This window comes from Bordetella genomosp. 13, from assembly GCF_007679965.1.
Taxonomy (GTDB): domain Bacteria; phylum Pseudomonadota; class Gammaproteobacteria; order Burkholderiales; family Burkholderiaceae_B; genus Bordetella.
Genome location: NZ_VEHL01000002.1, coordinates 469040 through 491135, shown reverse-complemented (window position 1 = coordinate 491135; position 22096 = coordinate 469040). Strand labels below are relative to the sequence as shown.

The window sequence follows — 22096 nt, the reverse complement described above, 5'->3', positions numbered from 1 at the left end:
GGACGCGCTGCAGCAGGGCCCGTCATGCGGGCGGTGCTTCCGTGCCGCCCCGTCCCGGCGCGTGCTCGGCCACCACTTCCCGCAGGCAGGCCATCGCCAGCTGGACCGCCTGCGGCGGGTATTTCTCGCGCCGCCAGTACATCGCCACCGAGCCGAAGCCCGACAGGCGTATCGGCAGGATGCGCATGGCGTTCATCTGCGACAGGCGCAGCGCGGCGCGGTGCGAGGCCACGCCGATCATGTCGCTGGTGTTGATCAGCGTCAGGTTGATGGTGACCGAATTGGACTCGATCGCGTCCGCCGGCGTGGACTGTCCGGCCGCCGCCAGCGCCGTGTCCAGCGCATTGCGGATCGGCGTGCCCTTGGGCCAGAGGATCCAGCGATAGGCCAGCAGGTCGGCCCATTGCAGCCCCGCGCGCGTGGCCAGGGGATGGCGCGGCCGCGCAACCAGGTGGATGGGTTCGAGATACAGCGCGGCCGACTGCACCACGGGATCGTGATACTCGGGCGCGAGCCGTCCCACGACCACGTCCAGGTCGCCCTGCGCCAGTTGGGCCAGCAGGCGGTCGGTGGTGCCCTCGACCAGGCTGACGCGCGCCTGCGGCATGCGCTCCAGCAGGCGCAGCACCGCCAGCGGCACGGTATCGGAGGCGGCCGCGCCGGACGCACCCAGCACCACGCGGCCGCTGCCGCCCTCGCGCAGCGCCGCCATGTCGGTGCTGGCGCGCTCCAGCTGCGAATCCAGGCGCTGCGCATGCGCGATCAGCACCTCGCCGTATGGAGTCGGCAGCAGGCCGCGCGCATGGCGTTCGAACAGGGGCAGCCCGATGTCCTCCTCCAGGTCCTTGAGCCATTTCGACAGCCCGGGCTGGGTGGTGTTCAGCATGGCCGCCGAGTGGCTGATGTTGCGGGTCTGGGCCAGGCTGAGCAGCATCTTCACGTTGCGCAGGCGCAGGCGATAGGTCCAGTCCATGTCTCCGTCCAGCCATACGTTTCATCGTATGGATGATAAGTTTTTTTCATTTTTTTGAGCATACCGGCGCACCCATAATAGCTCCACGACCTGCCGCGCCATCCTGGCGGCAACAGGCAGGCCGGGACGCCACGACGCGTCCCGTACACGACGGAGACAGGCATGCCCGACGGTAAATCTCCCGGCGACGCGCGGCAGGTGTACTACGCGCGCATCGGCCGCAAGCACATGGCCCCCCTGTGGGAATCGCTGCACAACCTCGTGCCGCGCCAGCCCGCGCCGCGCTGCGTGCCGGCCCTCTGGAAGTACGAGGACGTGCGCGCCGACGTGCTGGCATCGGGCTCGCTGATCAGCGCCGAGGAAGCCGTGCGCCGCGTGCTGATCCTCGAGAATCCCGGCCTGCAGGGCCAGGCCAGCATCACCCAGACGCTGTACGCCGGCCTGCAGCTGATCCTGCCGGGCGAGATCGCGCCCAGCCACCGCCATTCGCAGTCGGCGCTGCGTTTCATCGTCGAAGGCCGCACCGCGTACACCGCGGTCAACGGCGAACGCACCACCATGCGTCCCGGCGACTTCATCATCACGCCGTCCTGGACCTGGCACGACCACGGCAATGCCGACGCGGCCGAAGGCGGCGAACCGGTCGTGTGGCTGGACGGCCTGGACATCCCGCTGCTGCGCATGCTGGACGCCGGCTTCGCGGAGAACTACCCGGCCGCCACCCAGCCCGTGACGCGCCCGGAAGGCGACAGCGGCGCCCGCTACGGCTACAACATGCTGCCCGTGCGCCACCAGGCGGCGCACGCGTCCTCGTCGCCCATCTTCAACTACCCCTACGAACGCAGCCGCGAGGCGCTGGACCGGCTCTACCGGCACGGCGAACTCGACGCCTGGGACGGCGTGAAGCTGCGCTACGTCAATCCCGCCACGGGCGGCTACCCCATGCCCACCATGGGCACGTTCATGCAGTTCCTGCCGGCCGGCTTCCAGGGCCGCACCTGCCGCAGCACCGACTCCACCGTGTACTGCGTGGTGGAAGGCCGCGGGTCGGCACGCATCGGCGACCAGGAATTCGCGTTCGCGCCGCACGACGTGTTCGTCGCGCCGTCCTGGCTGCCCGTGCAACTGGCCGCGCTGGAAGACGCCACGCTGTTCAGTTATTCCGACCGGCCCGTGCAGGCCGCGCTGGGCCTCTGGCGCGAGTCGCGCGAGGACTGAACCGCGCCCGGGGACCCAGCCCCGCGCGGGTCTCCTCCGATCGATGCTTCACCCATCAGGACAAGGTCTCTCATGTCGTACGTCTTCACTCCCCCCGCCGTCACCGGCGCGCTGATCGCCGGCCGCGCCGAGTTGTTCCCCGTGCGCCGCGTCTATTGCGTCGGCCGCAACTACGCGGCGCATGCCCGCGAGATGGGCTTCGATCCCGATCGCGAGCCGCCCTTCTTCTTCTGCAAGCCCGCGGACGCCGTGATGCCGGTGGCCGAAGGCGTCACGCTGGAACTGCCCTACCCCAGCGAGACCGCCAACTTCCACTACGAGATCGAACTGGTCGCGGCCATCGGCAAGCGCGGCCGCGACATCGCGGTCGAACAAGCGCTGGATCACGTGTGGGGCTACGGCGTGGGCCTGGACATGACGCGCCGCGACCTGCAGATGAAGGCCCGCGAAGCCGGCCGCCCGTGGGAACCGGGCAAGGCCTTCGACCACAGCGCACCGTTGGGCCCGCTGGTGCCCGCCGCGCAGGCCGGCACGCTGGACAAGGCCGGCATCTGGCTGAAGGTCAACGGCCAGGACAGGCAGCGCAGCGACCTGTCCAAGCTGATCTGGTCCGTCGCCGAGACCATCTCGTACCTGTCGCGCTACTTCCAGCTGGAGCCGGGCGACCTGATCTACACGGGCACGCCCGAAGGCGTCGGCCCGGTCAAGCCGGGCGACACGATGGAAGGCGGCGTGGACGGCCTGGGCACGCTCGACGTGCACGTGGTGCAGCCATGACGCGCGATACCGACGTCGTCATCATCGGCGCGGGCGTGGGCGGCCTGGTGCTGGCGCTCAGCCTGCACCAGGCGGGCATCGCCTGCCGCGTGTACGAAGCGGTGCGCGAGATCCGTCCGCTGGGCGTGGGCATCAACCTGCTGCCGCACGCCACGCGCGAACTGGACGAGCTCGGCCTGCTGCCGGCGCTGGACCCGGTCGGCGTGCGCACCAAGGAGTCGGTGTTCTATACCCGCCACGGCCAGCTCATCTATCGCGAGCCGGCCGGCCAGGCCGCCGGCTACGACTGGCCGCAATATTCCATCCATCGCGGCGACCTGCAGATGGCGTTGCTGGACGCGGTGCGGCAGCGGCTGGGCGCCGACAGCGTGGTCACCGACGCCCGCTGCAGCCGCGTCGACCAGGACGACGCCGGCGTCACCGCGCACTTCCGCGACAACGACGGCCACGACCTGCCGCCCGTGCGTGGCGCCATCGCCGTGGGCTGCGACGGCATCCACTCCGCGCTGCGCAAGCAGTTGTACCCGCGAGAAGGCGCGCCGCGCTATTCGGGCGTCAACATGTGGCGCGGCACCACGCGCTGCAAACCATTCCTCAGCGGCGCCAGCATGGTGCGCGCGGGCTGGCTGTCCACCGGCAAGATGGTCATCTATCCCATCCGCGACGACGTCGACGCGCAGGGTAACCAGCTGGTCAACTGGGTGGCGGAGATCGAGGCCGCCGAGCCCGCCGTGCGCGACTGGACACGCGCCGGCCGCCTGGAGGACTTCTTCCCCGCCTTCGCCGACTGGCACTTCGACTGGCTCGACGTGGCGGCGCTGATCCAGGACGCCGACGGCATCCTGGAATATCCCATGGTCGACCAGGATCCGCTGCCCACCTGGACGCAGGGCCGCCTGACGCTGCTGGGCGACGCCGCGCATCCCATGGTGCCGCGCGGCTCCAACGGCGCGGGCCAGGCGGTCATCGACGCCCGCTACCTGGCGGGCCAATTGAAGCGCCAGGGCCTGACGCCCGCCGCGCTGGCGGACTACGACCGCGTGCGCGTCGAGGCCACCACGCGCGTGGTGCTGACCAACCGCGCCAATCCGCCGGACGCCATCCTGCGCGAAGTCCACGTGCGCTCGGGCGACCGCCCCTACGCACGCATCGAGGATGTCATCAGCCCGGCCGAACTGGAAAGCATCTCGGCCAACTACAAACGCGTGGCGGGTTTCGACCCCGCTGGCCTGAAGGCCCGGCCGTCGTTCCTCTGACGCACGCGCACAACGGACAGGGCCGGATACATGGCCCGTCCATACCGGAGACAAACCATGAAGCGCCTCTTCAAAATATTGGCCTGCCTGATGCTGGCCCTCGCGGGATCCGCGCAAGCGGCCTGGCCCGAGCGGCCCGTCACGCTGGTGGTGCCCTACACCCCTGGCACCGGCATCGACCTGATCGCGCGCCAGCTGGCGGCCGGCCTGCCCAAGACGCTGGGCCAGCCCGTGGTGGTGGAAAACCTGCCGGGCGCCAGCGGCAACATCGGCAGCGAGAAGGTGGCGCGCGCCGAACCCGACGGCTACACGCTGATGGTGACGGTGAACACGTTCGTGATGAACGCCAGCCTGTACCAGGGCAAGCTGCGCTACGACCCGGTGAAGGATTTCGCGCCCGTCAGCCTGACCTCGTGGGGCTCGCTGCTGCTGGTCACGCATCCGTCGAATCCGGCGAAGACCGTGGCCGACGTGGTGCGCGCCGCGCAGGCGAACCCGGGCAAGCTGACGTACGGCACGCCGGGCGTGGGCACGCCGCACCATCTGTCGATGGCGCTGTTCCTGGACCGCACCAAGGCCACGATGCTGCACGTGCCGTACAAGGGCACCTCGGGCGCCGTGACCGACATGCTGGGTGGGCGGCTCGACTACATGTTCCTGCCGGTGCACGTCGCGCTGCCGCAGATCAGGGCCGGCAAGCTCGTGGCCATCGCCACCGGCAGCCCCAAGCGCCTGGCCCAGCTGCCCGGCCTGCCCACGCTGGCCGAGGCCGGCCTGCAGGGCGCCGACGTGGACATGTGGTACGGCGTGCTGGCGCCCAAGGGCACGCCCCCGGCCATCGTCGACACGTTGAACAAGCAGATCGCCCAGGCATTGAAAGCCCCCGACGTGGCCACCGCCTTCGAGGCGCAAGGCATGGTGCCCGCCACCTCCACGCCCGCCGAATTCGGCCAGCTGATCTCGAAGGACGAGAAACGCTGGAGCGAGATCGTCCAGCGCGCGGGCATCCAGGCGGAGTGACCCGCGCCCGAGCAATCACGGCGGGCATCGCCTGCCCGCCTTCCCGACCCAGGTGTGCCTTCCCATGCAACTACACAGCTTCTTCAACAGTTCGACCTCGTACCGCGTGCGCATCGCGCTTGCCTTGAAGGGCGTCGCGTACGAGACCCTGCCGGTCAACATCCGCGTGCTGGAACATCGCCAGCCGCAGTATGTCGCGCGCAATCCGTCCGCCTGCGTGCCGCTGCTGTCCGACGGCGCGTTGGAACTGTCGCAATCGCTGGCGATCATCGACTACCTGGACGCGCGCCATCCCGAACCGAGGCTGATTCCGCGGGACCCGCTGCAGCGGGCCCGCGTGCTGGAGCTGTCCAATGTCATCGCCTGCGACATCCATCCCGTGAACAACCTGCGCGTGCTGAAGTACCTGCAGGCGGAGCTGAAGGCCAGTGACGCGCAGAAGAGCGCGTGGTACCGCCACTGGATCGCCGAAGGCATGGCCAGCGTCGAGGCCATGCTGGCCCGCCGGGCCGATGGGCCGTACTGCTTCGGCCAGGCCCCCACGCTGGCCGACTGCTGCCTGGTGCCCCAGGTGGCCAATGCGCAACGCATGGGCTGCGACCTGTCCGCGTTCCCGCGCGCCCTGGCGGTGCACGACCATTGCGCGCAGCAGCCCGCCTTCCTCGCCGCCGCGCCCACGGTGCAGCCCGACTACACCGCCTAGGACATCGCCATGCATATCGCCCGGCACTACATCGACGGCCACTGGATCGACGGCACGGGATCGTCCGCGCTGGGCGATGCCTTCGACCCCGCAACGGGACAGGTCGCCGCGCGCTACGCCGATGGCGGCACGGCCGAGGCCGACGCCGCCATCGCGGCGGCCCGGCGCGCCTTCGATCGGACCGCGTGGCGCCGCTCGCCGCGGCTGCGCGCGGACGTGCTGCTGCGCGCAGCCGACAACCTGGAAGCGCGCAGGGAAGAGGTGGCCGACTGGCTGGTCACGCTCAACGGCAAGCTGCGCCGCGAGGCCATGGGCGAGACGCTGGCGGCGGTCTCAGAGCTGCGCTACTACGCCGGACTGGCGCGCAACCTGTTCGGCCGCATCGCCGAACTGGAGCCGGGCTGCTACAGCTCGCTGGAGCGCGAGGCGGCCGGCGTTGCCGCCATCATCCTGCCGTGGAACGCTCCCATCACCCTGCTGGCGCGATCGCTGGCCCCGGCCCTGGCCGCGGGCTGCTCGGTCGTGATCAAGCCCGCCTTCCAGACGGCGCTGGCGCACAACCTGGCGCTGGAGTGCCTGGTGCGGGACGAGCGCATCCCCGCGGGCATCGTGAACTCGGTGATCGAGTCCGGCGCGGCCGTGTCGCAGCAACTGTGCGCCTCGCCGGACGTCGACGTGGTCAGCTTCACGGGCTCGACCGCCGTGGGCAAGCGCATCGCGCAGGCCGCCGCGGGCACGCTCAAGCGCCTGTCGCTGGAGCTGGGCGGCAAGGCGCCCGCCGTGGTGTTCGCCGACGCGGCGCACGACCGCACCATCGCCGGCGTCGTGGCGGGCAGCCTCATCCTGGCGGGCCAGCAATGCACCGCCATCAGCCGCGTGCTGGTGCAGGACGAGGTGTACGACCACTTCACCCGCAAGCTGGCCGACGCCTACCGCGCCGTGCGGGTGGGCAGGGGCGACGATCCGCAGTCCCAGATGGGCTGCCTCATCGACACGGCCAATCGCGACCGCATCGCGGGACTGGTCGAACGTGCCGGCGACTCGGGCACGGTGCTGGTGCAGGGCCGCGTCCCGGCCGGCAACCTGGCGCGCGGCGCCTTCATCGAGCCCAGCCTGGTGGCCATCGAAGACCTGGCGTCCGACTACGTGCAGCGCGAGCTGTTCGGCCCGCTGGTGGTGGTCGAGCGCTTTCGCGACGAGGAGGATGCGATCGCGCGCGCCAACGCCACGCGCTACAGCCTGGCCTCAAGCGTGTGGTCGGCCGATGCCGAACGCGCCCGCCGCATGGCCGGGCGCATGAGGTTCGGCACGGTATGGGCCAACACACACAACAGGCTGTACGCCGAAGCGGAGACCGGCGGCCATGCGGACAGCGGCTACGGCCGGCTGCACGGCCAGGAGGGCCTGAACGACTTCCTGGAAACCAAGCACTTCTACTACGAAACCCAGGCCTGACGCCTGGCCCCTTCCACCAAGCAGGACAGCCGGGGCGGCAGACCCCGGCGACTGGAGACATCACATGGACAACACGGCACCGTCCGCCCACCCGGCGGCCTCCCCCACCACGCCCGGACCTTCCCGCAGCGCCGCGCACTACTTCCTGGAGGGCCTGAACGAGATCGGCGTGGACTACGTCTTCTCCAACTTCGGCACGGACCACGTCGCGCTGATCGAGGAGATGGCCCGCTGGAAGCGCGAAGGACGCAAGCAGGCGCGCACCATCCTGTGCCCGCACGAGAACGTGGCGGTGCACATGGCCGCTGGCTATGCCGCCATGACGGGACGCGGGCAGGCCGTGATGGTGCACGTGGACGCCGGCACGGCCAACGCGGCCATGGGCCTGCACAACATGTTCCGCGGCCGCCTGCCGGTGATGCTGATCGCCGGCCGCGCGCCCTACACGCTGCGCGGCGAGCTGCCGGGCTCGCGCGACAATTACGTGCACTTCGTGCAGGACCCCTTCGACATCGCCAGCCTGGTGCGGCCCTACGTGAAGTGGGAATACTCGCTGCCCTCGGGCGTGGTGGCGAAGGAAGCGCTGCGACGCGGCCATGCCGTGATGCACAGCGATCCCCCCGGGCCCGTGTACATGACCCTGCCGCGCGAGACGCTGGCCGAGCAGTGGCGGCCCGAGCAGGTGCGCACCTTTCCGGCCGACCGCTACGGCGAGGTGGCCGCGGGCGGCATCGATCCGCTGCAAGCCGAGGCCGTCGCGCGCCAGCTGATCGGCGCGCGCAGCCCCGTCGCGGTCACCGCCTACCTGGGCCGCAAGGCGCGCGCCGTGCGCGCGCTGCAGGCCCTGGCGCAGCGCTGCGGCATCCGGGTCTACGAGTTCATGCCCACCCACATGAACCTCCCGCGCGATCATCCATGCTTCGGCGGTTTCGACCCCAAGCCCGGCCTGGCCGACGCCGACGTGGGCCTGCTGCTGGACGTGGACGTGCCCTGGCTGCCGAAGTTCGCCACGGAGCATCCCGACACGCGCTGGACCCACATCGATGTGGATCCGATCAAGCGCGACTTCCCGATGTGGGGCTTCGCCACCCATACCCGGCTGCAGGCGGATTGCGGCCGCGCCCTGGAGCAGGTGCTGGAGGCCGTCGAGCGCCTGGCCACGCCCGAGTTCGAGCAACGCGTGGCGCGGCGCATCGCCGGCTGGGAGCAGTCCAATGCCGCACGCCGCGCGGCGCTGGCGCGCGCGGCCGACGACCGTGGCGCGCCCGGCGCGATCTCGCCGCAGTACGTGTGCGCCGCGCTGGGCGCGGCATTGCGCCCGGACGACGTCGTCGTCAACGAGGCCATCCGCAATTCGCCAGCGGTGCTGGGGCAGATCCCGCGCACCGAGCCGCTGTCGCTGCTGGGCTGCTCCGGCGGCGGCCTGGGCTACAGCGGCGGCCTGGCGCTGGGCGTGAAGCTGGCGCGGCCGCAGTGCCGCGTCGTGCAGATCGTCGGCGATGGCGGCTTTCATTTCTCGACGCCGACCTCGGTCTATGCGGTGGCGCAGAACTACGGCCTGCCCATCCTGACGGTGGTGCTGGACAACGGCGGCTGGCAGGCGGTGAAAGAAGCCGTGCTGCGCGTCTATCCGGATGGCGAGGCGGCCGGTGTCGATGACTTCCAGGCGCGCCTGGATGGCCGCCAGCGCCGCTTCGACCAGGTGGCGCAGGCTTTCGGGGCGCATGGCGAACACGTGATCGAGCCGGGTGACCTGCCCCCCGCCCTCGCGCGCTGCCTGCAGGCGCTGGACCGTGGCCAGGCCGCGCTGCTGCACGTGCGGATCGGACAGATCTAGCCAGGAGACAGCCATGCACCATTCCCGACACCGCATCCTGGTGGTCGGCTGCGGCGCCATGGGCGGCATCTACGCCGCCCACCTGGCTCGCGTGGCCGAGGTGACCGCGCTGGACATCGATGCCGCCCACGTGGCCGCCATCCGCCAGCACGGCCTGCGCATCGAAGGCGGCCAGGCGCGCACGTGCAGGCTGCGTGCCGAGACCGATGCAGCATCGCTGCACGGCGAGGCATTCGATGCCGTGCTGTTCCTGGTCAAGTCCGGCCGCACCGCCGACGCCCTGGCCGGGCTGCGGCCTGTGGTGGCAACAGACAGCCCCTTGCTGGTCACCTTGCAGAACGGCATGGGCAACAGCGAAATCCTCGAGGCCGGCTCCGATTGCAAGGTGGCGCGCGGCATCTCGCTGGACGCGGGACGCTACCTGGCCCCCGGCTGCATCGAACACCTGATCCGCGGCAACACCACGTGGCTGGGACCGACTCGCGGCGACGCCGCCGACTGCGCCTGGCTGGCCGAGCTGTTGACGGCCGCGGGCCTGCCCACCCGCACGCTGGACGACCCGATGGACGCGGTCTGGTCCAAGTTCGTCTTCAACTGCGTGATGAATCCCGTGGGCGCGCTGTTGCTGGGCGTGAACGCCGCGCGCTACGGATCGCCCGACGTGGCCGCGCTGATCGACGACCTGGCGCGCGAGTGCAACGACGTGGTCCGGGCACTGGGCGGCCGCTACGCCTTCGATCCCCTGGAGCTGGTGCACGACACGCGCGCCGGCCGGCGCCCGGTCAGCCGCCATGCGGGCTCGATGGCGCTGGACATCGCGCGCGGCGCGGCCACCGAGATCGACGAACTGACCGGCTTCATCGTGCGCGAGGGCGACCGCCTGGGCGTCGCCGTGCACGCATGCCGCACCGTGTACCGGCTGGTGAAGGGGCTGGAGACCGCACGCGCCTGGCAGTTGGCGCACCCCGAAGCCGCCGCCTGACAGCGCAGTCCCACCCGCAGTGAAGCGGCAGCAGCGTCGGCCCTGACCACACCCGAGGAGACACACCATGATTCGTCCCGCAACCCTTGCGTCGGCCGCTGCCCTGGCCTGCGCGGGCGCCGCCGCGCAAGCCGGGGAAACGTATCCCGCGCACCCCATCACCATCGTCGTCGGCTACAGCGCCGGCGGCGCCAACGACATCCTGGCCCGCATCCTGGCCGACAGGATGTCCGCGTCGCTGAAGCAGCCCGTCATCGTCGAGAACAAGCCCGGCGTGGCCTCCATCGTCGGCGCCACGTACGTGGCCAAGGCCAGGCCCGACGGCTACACGTTGCTGATGGGCGCCAGCGGCCCCATCTCGTTCAATCCGGCGCTGTACAAGTCGCTGCCCTATGCGCCGGACAAGGACCTGGCGCCGATCTCGCTGGTGGGCACGTTCCCGTTGATCCTGCTGACGCAGTCCGCCAATCCCGGGACGGCCACGTTGAAGGGCCTGAAGGCCTACGCCGCGGCCAACCCGAAGACGTCGAACTACAGCGCCAGCGCCGCGTCGTTCCAGTTGATGACCGAGCTGTTCAAGAAGCAGACCGGCACGCACTTCGAGTACATCCCCTACAAGGGCAGCATGGACTCGATCACGGCCGTCAGCACCGGCGACGCCACCATGACGCTGGTGGACGCGGGCCCGGCCACGCCGATGATCAAGGGCGGCCGCGTGCGTGCGCTGGCGGTCACCTCGGCGCAGCGCACGCCCTATCTGCCGGACGTGCCGACCATGAAGGAAGCCGGCATCGACATGGACGTGGAGCTGTGGAGCGGCCTGTTCGCGCCCGCGGGCACGCCGCCAGCGGTGATCGCGACACTGCAGCGCAGCGTGCACGACGCGCTGCAGGCCCCGGAAGTGCGCGAACGCATCGCAGGATTGTCGATCACGCCCAGGAGCAACACCCCGGCGGAATTCGCCGCGCTGATCGGCAGGGAGATCGCGCTATGGAAGCGCGTCGCCCGGGACGCGGGCATCCAGCCGAACTGATGACGGCAGGATGCGCAAGGAAGTCCGGACGCATCGGCGGGCCGGCGGCACGCCGATGCGCGGCCGGTCTCAGAAGGCCGGCTTGACCGTCGCCAGGATCAGCACGCCCAGCCCCAGCAGGAACACCACCATGCTGGCGGGCAGCGCCCACCCCGGCGAGCGATAGCCCTGCACGTGGATCAGGCGGTGCAGCACGACGGACAGTGCGATCTGCAGCAACACCAGGGCCGCGACCAGGCCCAGCTTGGCGTCAAGCCAGGGCTGGCCGAACCAGCCCACCATGCGTGCCAGCTCGGCGCCCACGGCCAGGGCCAGCAGCATGGCGGGCCAGGTCACGCGCACGTTCCAGCGCGCCAGGCCCCGCATGAAGCGCGATGGCGCCTGCGGCTCCGACGCGGGAAAACAGGCTGCCGACAGCGTCAGCAGGCCCAGCACCCATGCCGCCGCCAATACCGCGTGCAGCACGCGCAGCCAGGGATACCAGGCCATCACCGGTCAGTTCAGGCTGGCGCCCGACAGTTTGACGATTTCCTGGTACTTGTCCTTCTCCTGCCTGACGAACTCGGCGAAGGCCTGCGCCGTCATCGGCTTGGCTTCCGAGCCCATGGCCAGCAGGCGCTCGCGCACCTCGGGCAGGTTCATCGCGTCGGCGTAGGCCTTGTTCAGCTTGGCCACCACGTCGGCCGGCACGCCGCCGGTGGTGAACACGCCGAACCACGTGCCCAGGTCGAAGCCCTGCACGCCGCCTTCCTGCACGGTGGGCACGTCCGGCAGCAGCGACGAGCGCTGCGCGGTGGTCACGGCCAGCGCCTTGACCTTGCCGTCCTTGATCAGGCCGGCCGACGCGGCCAGGTTGTCGAACATGAAGTCGGACTGGCCCGACAGCAGCGCCAGCTGGGCCGGCGCCGCGCCCTGGTACGGAATGTGCTCGACGTTGATGCCGGCGCGCGCCTTCAGCAGTTCGCCGGACAGATGGCCGGCGCTGCCGTTGCCGCCCGATCCGTAATTCAGCTTGCCGGGGTTCTTCTTGGCATAGGCGATCAGGTCGGCCAGGGTCTTGATGTCGTTCTTCTGCGCGAAGTCGAGGTTCATGACCAGCACGTTGGGCACGGAGGCCACGACGGTGATGGGCGAGAAATCCTTGATCGGATCGTACGGCAGGTTGTTGAACAGGAACGGATTGATGGCGTGCGTGGCCACAGCGCCCATGCCCAGCGTGTAGCCGTCATGCGGCGCCTTGGCGATCAAGTCCGCGCCGATGTTGCCGCCGGCCCCGGCCTTGTTCTCGACGATGACCGGCTGTCCCAGCGAGGCCCGCACCTTCTCGGCCAGCACGCGCGCCATGGTGTCCAGCGGACCGCCGGGAGGATAGGGCACGATGAAGCGCAGCGGCTTGCTGGGGTAGTCGGCGGCCTGCGCGGCCATCGGGGCCAGCGAGCACAGGCCGGCGGCCAGGGCCACGACACCGCCCAGCAGAACGCGGCGCGCGGTGGAACGAAGAATATCGGGACGGGACATGAGCAGGGGTCTCCAGTGATGAGCGGCGCCAGCATAACTCAGTTACACAGGCCGGCAATTCTGCGGTTTTTAGCGGATCCAGATGATTATTCTGGCCAATTCCGGCGAATCATTGCTGGAAAACTTCATATTTCCATGAATTATTGCGTCAAGCTTGCAAGTTCCTGAGAGGTTCTGCCGCGCCGCACATCGCACGGAGTGCGAAGAAAAAAGGCCGCCGATACAACGAAAGGCGGCCTTGCGGGCAAGCAGGATCAGCGACGGATCAATGCAGGATCTGGCTCAGGAACAGCTTGGTGCGCTCGTTCTGCGGGTTGTCGAAGAAGGCGTCCGGGCTGTTCTGCTCGATGATCTCGCCGCGGTCCATGAAGATCACGCGGTCGGCGACCTTGCGGGCGAAGCCCATTTCGTGGGTCACGCACAGCATGGTCATGCCGCTTTCCTCGGCCAGCGTGACCATCACGTCCAGCACTTCCTTGACCATTTCGGGGTCCAGCGCGGAGGTGGGCTCGTCGAACAGCATGATCTTGGGATGCATGCACAGCGAGCGCGCGATGGCCACGCGCTGCTGCTGGCCGCCCGACAGCTGGCCGGGAAACTTCTTGGCCTGGTCGGGAATGCGCACGCGCTCCAGGTACTTCATGGCCGTGGCCTCGGCTTCGGCGCGCGGCTTCTTCAGCACCCAGGTGGGGCCGAGGGTGAGGTTCTCCAGCACCGTCAGGTGCGGGAACAGGTTGAAGTGCTGGAACACCATGCCGACGTCGCGGCGGATGGTCTCGATCTGCTTCAGGTCGTTGGTCAGCTCGGTGCCGTCGACGACGATCTTGCCGGCCTGGTGTTCTTCCAGGCGGTTGATGCAGCGGATCATCGTGGACTTGCCGGAACCCGACGGGCCGCAGACCACGATGCGTTCGCCGGGCGCGACGTCGAGATTGATGTTGCGCAGGACGTGGAACTGGCCGTACCACTTGTTCACGTCCTGCAGGCGGATGATGGCGTCAGGCATGCCTGTACTCCCGTGATGACTGAGGCCGCGCCGCCCCCCGGGCAGCGCGGTTTGATTGTTTTATCTGGCGTGGCCGGTTTGCAGCCGCTTTTCGAGTTTCTGGCTGTACTTCGACATCGAGAAGCAGAAGACGAAGTAGATCAGCGAGATGAACACGTAGGCCTCGACGCTGAAGCCGCGCCATGCCGCGTCGGACAACGCCGCCTTGGCCGCCAGGGTCAGGTCGAAGATGCCGATGATGACCACCAGCGACGTGTCCTTGAACAGCGCGATGAAGATGCTGACCAGCGGCGGGATGACGATCTTCAGTGCCTGCGGCAGGATGATCTTGCGCATCTGCTGCCAGTACGACAGGCCCAGCGAATCCGCGCCTTCGTACTGCCCCTTCGGGATGGCCTGCAGGCCGCCGCGCACCGTCTCGGCGATGTAGGCCGCCGCGAACATGATGATGGCGATCTGCGCGCGCAGCAGCTTGTCGATCGAGTAGCCCTCGGGCAGGAACAGCGGCAGCATCACCGACGACATGAACAGCAGGCTGATCAGCGGCACGCCGCGGATCAGCTCGATGTACACGACGCACAGCGCCTTGATCGCCGGCATGCGCGAGCGCCGGCCCAGGGCCAGCAGCACGCCGATGGGAAAGGCGAAGGCGATGCCGAAGGTCGACAGGATGAGCGTCAGCGGCAGGCCGCCCCAGCGTGCGTTCTCGACGTGCTCCAGGCCGAAGACGCCGCCCCACATCAGGATGCCGACCAGCGTCAGGCCGACGGCCCAGATGACGGGCAGCGTCGCGTTCCAGAAGCGGCGCATGCCGCTGCAGATGATGACCGCCAGCAGGATGATGGTGGCCAGCAGCGGACGCCACTGTTCGTCGTACGGATACGTGCCGAACAGGATCAGGCGGTGCTTTTCGGCGATGAAGGCCCAGCACGCGCCGGTGGTGGCGCGGCACTCGGCAGCGGTGTCGGCCGTGAAATTGGCCTTGATCAGCGCCCATTCGACGACGGCGGGCACGGCCATCAGGATCAGCCATGCCGACAGGACCGTCAGCAGGATGTTCAGCGGCGACGAGAACAGCCGCGTCTTGACCCATGCCCAGGCACCGACGTGGGTGGACGGCGGGGGCAGCGCCTCGGTAGGAATGTGTGTCGTATTGCTCATATCAGCGTCTCATGCAGCCAAGCAGCACCCGCGGCATATGAACCCGGTGCGCCTCGATCGGGGACGCGGCGAATCCGGCTCTGCCGGTCCGCCTGCGTCGCCCCCTGGGGGGCGCGCGTCAGCGCGTAGGGGGGGGCCTTCACCTAACGCTCCACCAGCGCGATGCGCTTGTTGTACCAGTTCATGAAGATCGAGATGGAGAGGCTGACCGTGAGGTACGCCGCCATGATGATGAGGATGCCCTCGATGGCCTGGCCGGTCTGGTTCAGCGTGGTGTTGACCACCGACACGATGTCCGGATAGCCGATCGCCACGGCCAGCGAGCTGTTCTTTGTCAGGTTCAGGTACTGGCTGGTCATCGGCGGGATGATCACGCGCAGCGCCTGCGGCAGCACCACCAGGCGCAGCACCAGGCCGCGGCGCAGGCCCAGCGAGCCGGCCGCTTCCCACTGGCCGTTGTTGACGGCCTGCACCCCGGAACGGACCACCTCGGCCACGAAGGCCGCGGTGTAGATCACCAGGCCCGCCAGCAGCGCGGAGAATTCCGGCGACAGCGTCCAGCCGCCCGAGAAGTTGAAGCCGCGCAGTTCCGGTACGTCAAGCGTCAGCGAGGCGCCGCTGACCAGCCAGCCCAGCACCGGGAAACCGATGAGGAACGCGATGGCCCAGCGTCCCAGCGGGAACGGGCGTCCGGTGGCCTGCTGGCGCTTGGTACCCCAGCGCTGCGCGAACACGATGGCGACGATGGCCACCACCACGCCGACCAGGATCCAGTCGAACGAGTCGCCCTGCAGGCCGGGCACTTTCAGGCCGCGGTTGGAGATGAACACGCCCGGCAGCGGATTGTGCGCCTGGCGCGGCCCCGGCATGCTCTCGGTGATGATCGCGTACCAGAAGAACAGCTGCAGCAGCAGCGGGATGTTGCGCATGACCTCGACGTAGGCCGAGGCAAGCTTGGAAATGAGCCAGTTCTTGGACAGCCGGGCGATGCCGATCAGCGTGCCGAGGATGGTGGCCAGGATGATGCCCAGCACCGCCACGCGCAGCGTGTTCAGCAGGCCGACCCAGATGGCGCGGCCGTAGGTGTCGGCGGGCGAATACGCGATGGCGGTTTCGCCGATGGCGAAGCCGGCCTCGCGGCCCAGGAAGCCGAAGCCGGTGGCGATGTTGCGCTGGGACAGGTTGTGCAGGGTATTCGAGACCAGGAACCAGACGCCCAGGGCGACCAGCCCCAGCGCGACGACCTGATAGACCACCGCGCGCGTGCCGGGATCATTCCAGCTCAGGCGTCTCGGAGGTGCCGCCAAGGGCGGACTTTTAGGGGTAGTTGCCATGATGTGCTTCTAACAGAGATCGGACAACACGGCGAAGGCGGCGTCGTGCGCCGCCTTCGCCCTTGCCTGCCTGCCGACTCGCGCCTGGCCTCTTGCGCAGAGGCCGGGCGCGTCAGGCGGGTCTTGGCTTAGCGCACGGGCCAGCCGTACATGATGCCGCCCTGCTTGTACGAAGCGTTCAGGCCGCGCTCGAGCTTCATCGGACCGCCCTTGCCCAGGGTGCGTTCGAAGACTTCGCCGTAGTTGCCCACTTGCTTGATGACGTTGTAGGCCCACTTGTCATCCACGCCCAGGTTCTTGCCCATGCCCGGGGTCGTGCCCAGGATGCGCTGGATGTTGGGGTTGGGGTTCTTGGCCATGTCGTCGACGTTCTTCGACGTGATGCCGTATTCCTCGGCTTCCAACTGCGCGTTCAGAGCCCAGCGGACCACGTTGAACCACTGCTCGTCGCCCTGGCGGACCATGGGGCCCAGGGGTTCCTTCGAGAAGTCTTCCGGCAGGATGACGTACTTGTCGGGATCGGTCAGCGTGGTGCGGGTCGAGGCCAGCTGCGACTTGTCGGTCGTGAAGGCATCGCAACGGCCCGACGAGAACGCACGCACGATCTCGTCGTACTTGTCGATCACGACCGGCTTGAATTCGATCTTCTGGCCACGGAACCAGTCGGCCAGGTTCAGTTCGGTGGTGGTGCCCGGCTGCACGCAGACGGTGGCGCCGTTCAGCTCTTTCGCGCTCTTGACGCCCAGGTCCTTCGAGACCATGACGCCCTGGCTGTCGTAGTAGTTCACGCCGGCGCCGATCAGGCCCAGCGTGGTGTCGCGGGTCAGCGTCTGCGTGGTGTTGCGGGTCAGCACGTCGATCTCGCCGGACTGCAGGGCGGTGAAGCGCTGCTGCGTGTTCAGCGGGGTGACCTTGAACTTGGTGGCGTCATTGAACATCGTGGCGGCGATGGCGCGGCACATGTCCACGTCGATGCCCTGCCACGTGCCCTTGCTGTCGGCGATGGAGAAGCCGGCGATGCCGGTGGAAACTCCGCACTGGACGAAGCCTTTTTTCTTGACGTTGTCGAACGTCGCGCCCGCGTGCGCGGCCGATGCGGCGGCGAAGAGGGCGGCGCCGACAGCGGCCAGTTTCAATACTTTCATGGTGATCTCCCGTGTAAGGACAGCTGCGCGGGCCTGGTAGGCCTCACGCTTGCGGCGATGGTAGCGTTTGACCTAATTTGGGGACATGGGGGAAATCCCTTTGCACTAAACCCTCTGAATGGGGGACATATATATGACGTTCGACGCGCGTTTCATGTCATATCGATGCACTTGCGTGGTGCATCGATACAGAGGACGGCGTGCGCAGCGGCGTGTGCGCCCGCGTGTGCACCCGCCGCCCGGAACCTGGCCCCGCCACGGCGATGTTTGCCGGCGGGACCGCGCGGGGAGTTACTATTGCTGCTTCACTCCTGCCCCGCCATGATCGAATTCCAGCACGTCTTCAAATCGTACGGACGCGGCCGCAATATTCTGGCCGACATCAATTTCCGGGTCTCGGCCGGTGAATTCGTCTTCGTATCGGGGCCTTCGGGCGCCGGCAAATCCACCTTGCTGAAACTGATCGGCGGGCTGGAACCGCCGTCGCGCGGCTCCATCCAGGTCAACGGCCAGCGGCTGGACAAGCTGCCGGCGCGCGCGCGCCCGTATCTGCGCCGCGCCGTCGGCGTCATCCTGCAGGACACCCACCTGCTGTTCGATCGCAGCGCGTTGCAGAACGTCATGCTGCCGCTGGCCGTGCTGGGCCAGCCGCACGAGGCCGCCAGCGCCCGCGCCCGCGCCGCGCTGGACAAGGTCGGCCTGGCGGGCAAGGAAGACCTCAATCCGGTCGAACTGTCGGGCGGCGAGCAGCAGCGCCTGGCCATCGCGCGGGCCATCGTCAACCGCCCCGCCATCCTGATCGCGGACGAGCCCACCGCCAACCTCGACCACGGCAACGCGCAACGCATCATGAACGTATTCCGCGATTTCAACCGCGTCGGGGTCACCACCCTGATCGCCTCGCACGACCAGGCCCTGATGGCCGAGTACGCCACCCGCATGCTGCTGGTCGAACCGGGCCGGTTCCAGGATTCGCACGGAGCGCGCGCGACGAATGCCGAGCGCGCCGCGGAGGTACGTCCGTGAGCCCGCCGGGCCGCCCCAAGGGCGAATACCGGAGTGCGCAGCACGAAGGTACGCCAGTGAGTTCGTCAGCCCGTCCGAAGAACGAACATCGCAATGCGCAGCGGGAAGGCCTCATGTTCGGCGCCCTGCTGCGCCAGCATCGCTACGCCCTGACCATCACGCTGCGCCGCCTGGCGGCCCAGCCCTTCTCCTCGCTGGCCAACCTGCTGGTGATGGCGCTGGCGCTGGCCCTGCCCCTGCTGGGCGCGGCCATCCTGGTGTCGGTGCAGCCGGTGGCGCGCCAGGTGTCGGTAGCGCCCGAGTTGACGGTGTTCATGCAGCCCGACGCGCCCGCCGCGGCGGCCGCCGCGGTCGCCAAGCGCATCGACGACGAATTCGGCAACCAGGTCGCGGCGGTGCGGGTGGTGCCGCGCGGCCAGGCGCTGGCGCAGCTGCGCAGCAATCCCGCGTGGCAGGAGGCCCTGGCCGTGCTGCAGGGCAATCCCCTGCCCGACGCGGTGGTGGCCACGCTGGCCGATGGCAGCGACCTGGCGCAGCGCGCCGACACGCTGGCCGGGCAATGGCGCGGCTGGGACCACGTCGACCAGGTGCAGCTGGACAGCGCCTGGGTGCAGCGCCTGGAGGCCATCCTGCGCTTCGCCCGCATCGGCCTGGTCTTCCTGGCGATCTGCGTGGCGGTGGTGGTGCTGGCCACGGTGTTCAATACCGTGCGGCTGCAGGCCATGACGCAACGCGAGGAAATCGCCGTGGCGCGCCTGGTGGGCGCGACCGAGTCCTTCGTGCGCCGGCCCTTCCTGTACCTGGGCGCCCTGACGGGCTCGCTGGCCGCCCTGCTGGCGATCGGCGCGGCGGCCATCGCCCTGACCCCCTTGAATGACGCGTTGCTGGGCCTGGCCAGCAGCTACGGCGCCGAATTCGCGCTGCACCTTCCTGGTGCACCGATGCTGTTGCTGGCCGTCGTGGCGGCCGGCGTGCTGGGCGCCTTGTCGGCCCGCTGGTCAGTCACGCGTAGTACGCGCTTTTAAGCGCGTTGTTCGGAAGATCGGACGTGGCCCGCCGCAAGGTACATTGAGCACACCAATATGGGCAACTTGCAACAATTGCGGGTTAAACTGTTATAAATGTAACTATTCATGCCCGTTGCTATCGTTTAATTTCTGGCCGCTCGCTTGCCCCCATGCCCTCCGCCTCCAAAGCCCGCGCCACGCGCCACTACTTCGATAGCACCTTCAAGAGCGACGCGGTCAAGATCCTGCCCAACGAGTACTACGTCACCACCAGCGACGAAGACCTGATGCTGTCGACGGTGCTGGGCTCATGCGTGGCCGCCTGTCTGCGCGACCCCGTCACCGGCGTCGGCGGCATGAACCACTTCATGCTGCCCGAGGGCGATGCCTCGTCGCCGGCCTCGGCCACGATGCGCTATGGCTCGTTCGCCATGGAAGTGCTCATCAATGAACTGATCAAGGCCGGCGCGGCGCGCGAACGCCTCGAAGCCAAGGTGTTCGGCGGCGGCGCGGTGCTCAGCGCCATGCAGCAGATGAACATCGGCGAACGCAACGGCCAGTTCGTGCTCAGCTACCTGAAGACGGAAGGCATTCCGGTGTTGGCGCAAGACCTCGGCGACGTGCACGCGCGCCGCATCAACTTCTTCCCGCGCGAAGGCCGCGTCATGGTGCGCCGCATGGCGCCGCATCACCAGAAGGCCGAGGTGCTGATCGCGCAGCGCGAGGAAGCCGCCGCGCAATTCGCGCAATCGGAAACGCGTGCGCCGCAGCACGTGGAACGCTTCACCCGCCCGGGCGGGATGAAGGTCGAGCGTTTCGACAAGCCTGCCGGGGGAATGAAGGTCGAACGCTTCGACAAGCCCGCCGGCGGCATGAAGGTCGAGCGCTTCGACAAGCCTGCCGGCGGCATGAAGGTCGAACGCTTCGACAAGCCCGCAGGCGCCAGCCCGATGCGCGTCGAGCGCTTCGACAAGGTCAAACCCTAGCCAGGCCCCGGACGGCCGGCCGGCCGCAGGTCCGCACCCTCGTCCGGTCGCTAGCTAGAACACCTCGTGCCCCGCGCCGGGCCCCTGGCGCCAGTAGCTCGACGCGCGGATCGACGCGGCGTCCAGGCCGCGCTCTTCCACCAGATGCTTGCGGATGGCGCGGATCGCCGAATATTCGCCCGCGGCCCACGCATAGCCCTGGCCGTCGGGCAACTGCAGGCGGCGCACCGCGCGTTCCAGCGCCGTGCGGCCGTCGGCCGTGTCCACCGCGCAATGCACCCACTGCAAGGTCAGGTCGGCCGCGCATGCCAGCGCGAGTCGCGCGGCGGTGTGGCGCGTCTCGATGACGGCGATGGCGCGCGCCGTGGCCGGCAGTTCCTCCAGCCTGCGGGCGATGGCCGGCAAGGCGGCCTCGTCGCCGATCAGCAGGTGCCAGTCGAACTCCGTGGGCACGACGAACGAGCCGCGCGGCCCGCCCACGCCCAGCTGCTGCCCCGCGCGCGCCTGCACGGCCCACGCCGCGGCCGGGCCTTCGCCATGCAGCACGAAGTCGATGTCCAGCTCGCCGGCTTGCGGATCGTGGCGCCGCGGCGTGTAGTCGCGCGTGACGGGCCTGGGCGCGTCCGCGGGCCATTGCGGGCCATTGGGGCCGAAGGCCGGCATCACCGGGGCGGCGTCGGGCGTGGCCGGAAAGAACAGCTTGACGTGGTCGTCGAAGGAGGCCGAGACGAAACCGTCCAGGTCGTCGCCTTCGAGCGTGATGCGCACCATGTGCGGGCTGAGCCGCATCGTGCGGCGCACGCGCAGCAGGCGCGCCTTCAGGGTGTGCTGGACCTTGCGGACCTGCGGACGCGAGGCGTCCAGGGTATCGGATGTCATGGATTCTCTCTCGGGATTGCGTGATTCAGGACTTGGCGTCCCGACAGGCCCCGCCCTGCTCGATCTCGGCCGTGGCGCGGCGCAGGATGTCCGCCAGGCGGCGCTGTTCGGCGGCATCCACTTCGCTGCGGCGGAACAGCGCCATCTTCAGCGCCTGGCGCGCCTCGACCAGTTCCGCAAGCCAGCCGCCCGCCTCGGGGCCGGGCGGCGTTTCCTCGGGATCGTTCTGGCCGCCCCACGCCTGCTTCATCCACGCCATCTTGCGCGCGGCATGGGCCAGCGCCGCGAACAGCAGTTCGACCCGCTCGCGGTTTTCGTCCAGGTGCGCGCGGCCGGCGTCGGCCAGGTGATAGCGCTTGCGGTTGCCGTGGACCTCGACCGTGGCGTAGTCCAGTTCTTCCAGGTACGTCAGGGCGGGATAGACCACCCCGGGGCTGGGGGTGTAGAAGCCGTTGGACCGGGTCTCCAGGGCCTTGATCAGCTCGTAGCCGTGGCGCGGCTGCTCCTGCAGCATCGACAGCAGCATCAGCTGCAGTTCGTCGGCGCCGAACTTGCGGCCACGGGTGAAGCCGTCATCCCCCGCACCGCCCCAGCCGCCGCCCATGAAGCCGCCGCCTCCGCGGCCATGGCGGCCGCCGCGCGGACCGCCCATGCCGAACCAGTGCCGGGGCGCGTGGCCCCGGGAAAAACCATGCCATGGAAAATGCATGAAACGCTCCGTAGATCGTAAGATATGTCTTACGATATATCTACAGAGCGCCCCATGTCAATCGCCCGCAG

General features: G+C 68.8%; 21 protein-coding genes. 12 read left to right on the top strand and 9 right to left on the bottom strand.

Going from position 1 to position 22096, the window contains the following annotated elements; translation table 11 throughout:
* Positions 1 to 22 precede the first annotated feature (22 nt).
* The gene (locus FS845_RS08110) at positions 23 to 973 is read right to left on the bottom strand and encodes a LysR substrate-binding domain-containing protein (protein ID WP_144632490.1); all 951 of its coding nucleotides are present in this window, start codon (positions 971 to 973) and stop codon (positions 23 to 25) included.
* A 162-nt stretch (positions 974 to 1135) separates the two neighbouring features.
* On the opposite strand from FS845_RS08110, the gene gtdA reads away from it, so the two are divergent.
* The 9 genes from gtdA (at position 1136) to FS845_RS08065 (ending at position 11254) form a co-directional block, all read left to right on the top strand.
* Positions 1136 to 2191: a gentisate 1,2-dioxygenase gene (gene gtdA / locus FS845_RS08105; protein WP_144632487.1), complete on the top strand. Its 1056-nt coding sequence runs from the start codon at positions 1136 to 1138 to the stop codon at positions 2189 to 2191.
* 72 nt (positions 2192 to 2263) lie between these two features.
* Positions 2264 to 2968, top strand: coding sequence for a fumarylacetoacetate hydrolase family protein (locus FS845_RS08100; RefSeq protein ID WP_144632484.1), 705 nt, complete (start codon positions 2264 to 2266; stop codon positions 2966 to 2968).
* A complete protein-coding gene (locus FS845_RS08095) occupies positions 2965 to 4224 on the top strand; it encodes a flavin-dependent oxidoreductase (RefSeq protein ID WP_144632481.1) in 1260 nt (419 codons plus the stop codon). Before FS845_RS08100 ends, FS845_RS08095 begins: the two co-directional genes overlap by 4 nt.
* A gap of 57 nt (positions 4225 to 4281) precedes the next feature.
* A complete protein-coding gene (locus tag FS845_RS08090; protein WP_144632478.1) occupies positions 4282 to 5244 on the top strand; it encodes a Bug family tripartite tricarboxylate transporter substrate binding protein in 963 nt (320 codons plus the stop codon).
* A 64-nt stretch (positions 5245 to 5308) separates the two neighbouring features.
* Entirely contained in the window at positions 5309 to 5947 is a 639-nt protein-coding gene (maiA, locus tag FS845_RS08085) for a maleylacetoacetate isomerase (protein ID WP_144632474.1), read from the top strand.
* Between the two features lie 9 nt (positions 5948 to 5956).
* Positions 5957 to 7402: an aldehyde dehydrogenase family protein gene (locus FS845_RS08080; protein ID WP_144632471.1), complete on the top strand. Its 1446-nt coding sequence runs from the start codon at positions 5957 to 5959 to the stop codon at positions 7400 to 7402.
* Positions 7403 to 7466: 64 nt separating this feature from the next.
* The gene (locus FS845_RS08075) at positions 7467 to 9239 is read left to right on the top strand and encodes a thiamine pyrophosphate-requiring protein (RefSeq protein ID WP_144632468.1); all 1773 of its coding nucleotides are present in this window, start codon (positions 7467 to 7469) and stop codon (positions 9237 to 9239) included.
* A 13-nt stretch (positions 9240 to 9252) separates the two neighbouring features.
* A complete protein-coding gene (locus FS845_RS08070) occupies positions 9253 to 10221 on the top strand; it encodes a ketopantoate reductase family protein (protein WP_144632465.1) in 969 nt (322 codons plus the stop codon).
* Between the two features lie 67 nt (positions 10222 to 10288).
* A complete protein-coding gene (locus FS845_RS08065; protein ID WP_144632462.1) occupies positions 10289 to 11254 on the top strand; it encodes a Bug family tripartite tricarboxylate transporter substrate binding protein in 966 nt (321 codons plus the stop codon).
* Between the two features lie 69 nt (positions 11255 to 11323).
* Here the strand turns inward: FS845_RS08065 and FS845_RS08060 are convergent, their stop codons facing one another.
* The 6 genes from FS845_RS08060 to FS845_RS08035 form a co-directional block, all read right to left on the bottom strand.
* Positions 11324 to 11743, bottom strand: coding sequence for a CopD family protein (locus FS845_RS08060; RefSeq protein ID WP_144632459.1), 420 nt, complete (start codon positions 11741 to 11743; stop codon positions 11324 to 11326).
* A 6-nt stretch (positions 11744 to 11749) separates the two neighbouring features.
* Entirely contained in the window at positions 11750 to 12772 is a 1023-nt protein-coding gene (locus tag FS845_RS08055) for a Bug family tripartite tricarboxylate transporter substrate binding protein (RefSeq protein ID WP_144632456.1), read from the bottom strand.
* A 265-nt stretch (positions 12773 to 13037) separates the two neighbouring features.
* Entirely contained in the window at positions 13038 to 13778 is a 741-nt protein-coding gene (locus FS845_RS08050; RefSeq protein ID WP_144632454.1) for an amino acid ABC transporter ATP-binding protein, read from the bottom strand.
* 60 nt (positions 13779 to 13838) lie between these two features.
* Complete coding sequence (locus FS845_RS08045) at positions 13839 to 14939, bottom strand: amino acid ABC transporter permease (RefSeq protein ID WP_144632451.1); 1101 nt, start codon at positions 14937 to 14939, stop codon at positions 13839 to 13841.
* 143 nt (positions 14940 to 15082) lie between these two features.
* Entirely contained in the window at positions 15083 to 16273 is a 1191-nt protein-coding gene (locus FS845_RS08040) for an amino acid ABC transporter permease (protein WP_144632449.1), read from the bottom strand.
* 128 nt (positions 16274 to 16401) lie between these two features.
* Positions 16402 to 17418 carry an amino acid ABC transporter substrate-binding protein gene (locus FS845_RS08035; RefSeq protein ID WP_144632446.1) on the bottom strand — a complete coding sequence of 339 codons (1017 nt, stop codon included), beginning with the start codon at positions 17416 to 17418 and terminating at the stop codon, positions 16402 to 16404.
* A gap of 321 nt (positions 17419 to 17739) precedes the next feature.
* Here FS845_RS08035 and FS845_RS08030 point away from each other — a divergent pair, with 321 nt between their 5' ends.
* From FS845_RS08030 to cheD, 3 genes are all read left to right on the top strand, one after another.
* Positions 17740 to 18444, top strand: a complete 705-nt coding sequence (locus tag FS845_RS08030) for a cell division ATP-binding protein FtsE (protein ID WP_144632845.1) — start codon at positions 17740 to 17742, stop codon at positions 18442 to 18444.
* A gap of 113 nt (positions 18445 to 18557) precedes the next feature.
* Complete coding sequence (locus FS845_RS08025) at positions 18558 to 19469, top strand: cell division protein FtsX (RefSeq protein WP_144632443.1); 912 nt, start codon at positions 18558 to 18560, stop codon at positions 19467 to 19469.
* A gap of 152 nt (positions 19470 to 19621) precedes the next feature.
* Positions 19622 to 20437, top strand: coding sequence for a chemoreceptor glutamine deamidase CheD (cheD, locus tag FS845_RS08020; protein WP_144632441.1), 816 nt, complete (start codon positions 19622 to 19624; stop codon positions 20435 to 20437).
* Positions 20438 to 20491: 54 nt separating this feature from the next.
* Here the strand turns inward: cheD and FS845_RS08015 are convergent, their stop codons facing one another.
* Positions 20492 to 21316 (bottom strand): siderophore-interacting protein, encoded by an 825-nt coding sequence (locus FS845_RS08015; RefSeq protein ID WP_144632439.1) that lies wholly within the window; start codon positions 21314 to 21316, stop codon positions 20492 to 20494.
* A 25-nt stretch (positions 21317 to 21341) separates the two neighbouring features.
* Positions 21342 to 22025, bottom strand: a complete 684-nt coding sequence (locus FS845_RS08010; RefSeq protein WP_144632436.1) for a PadR family transcriptional regulator — start codon at positions 22023 to 22025, stop codon at positions 21342 to 21344.
* Positions 22026 to 22096: the final 71 nt, after the last annotated feature.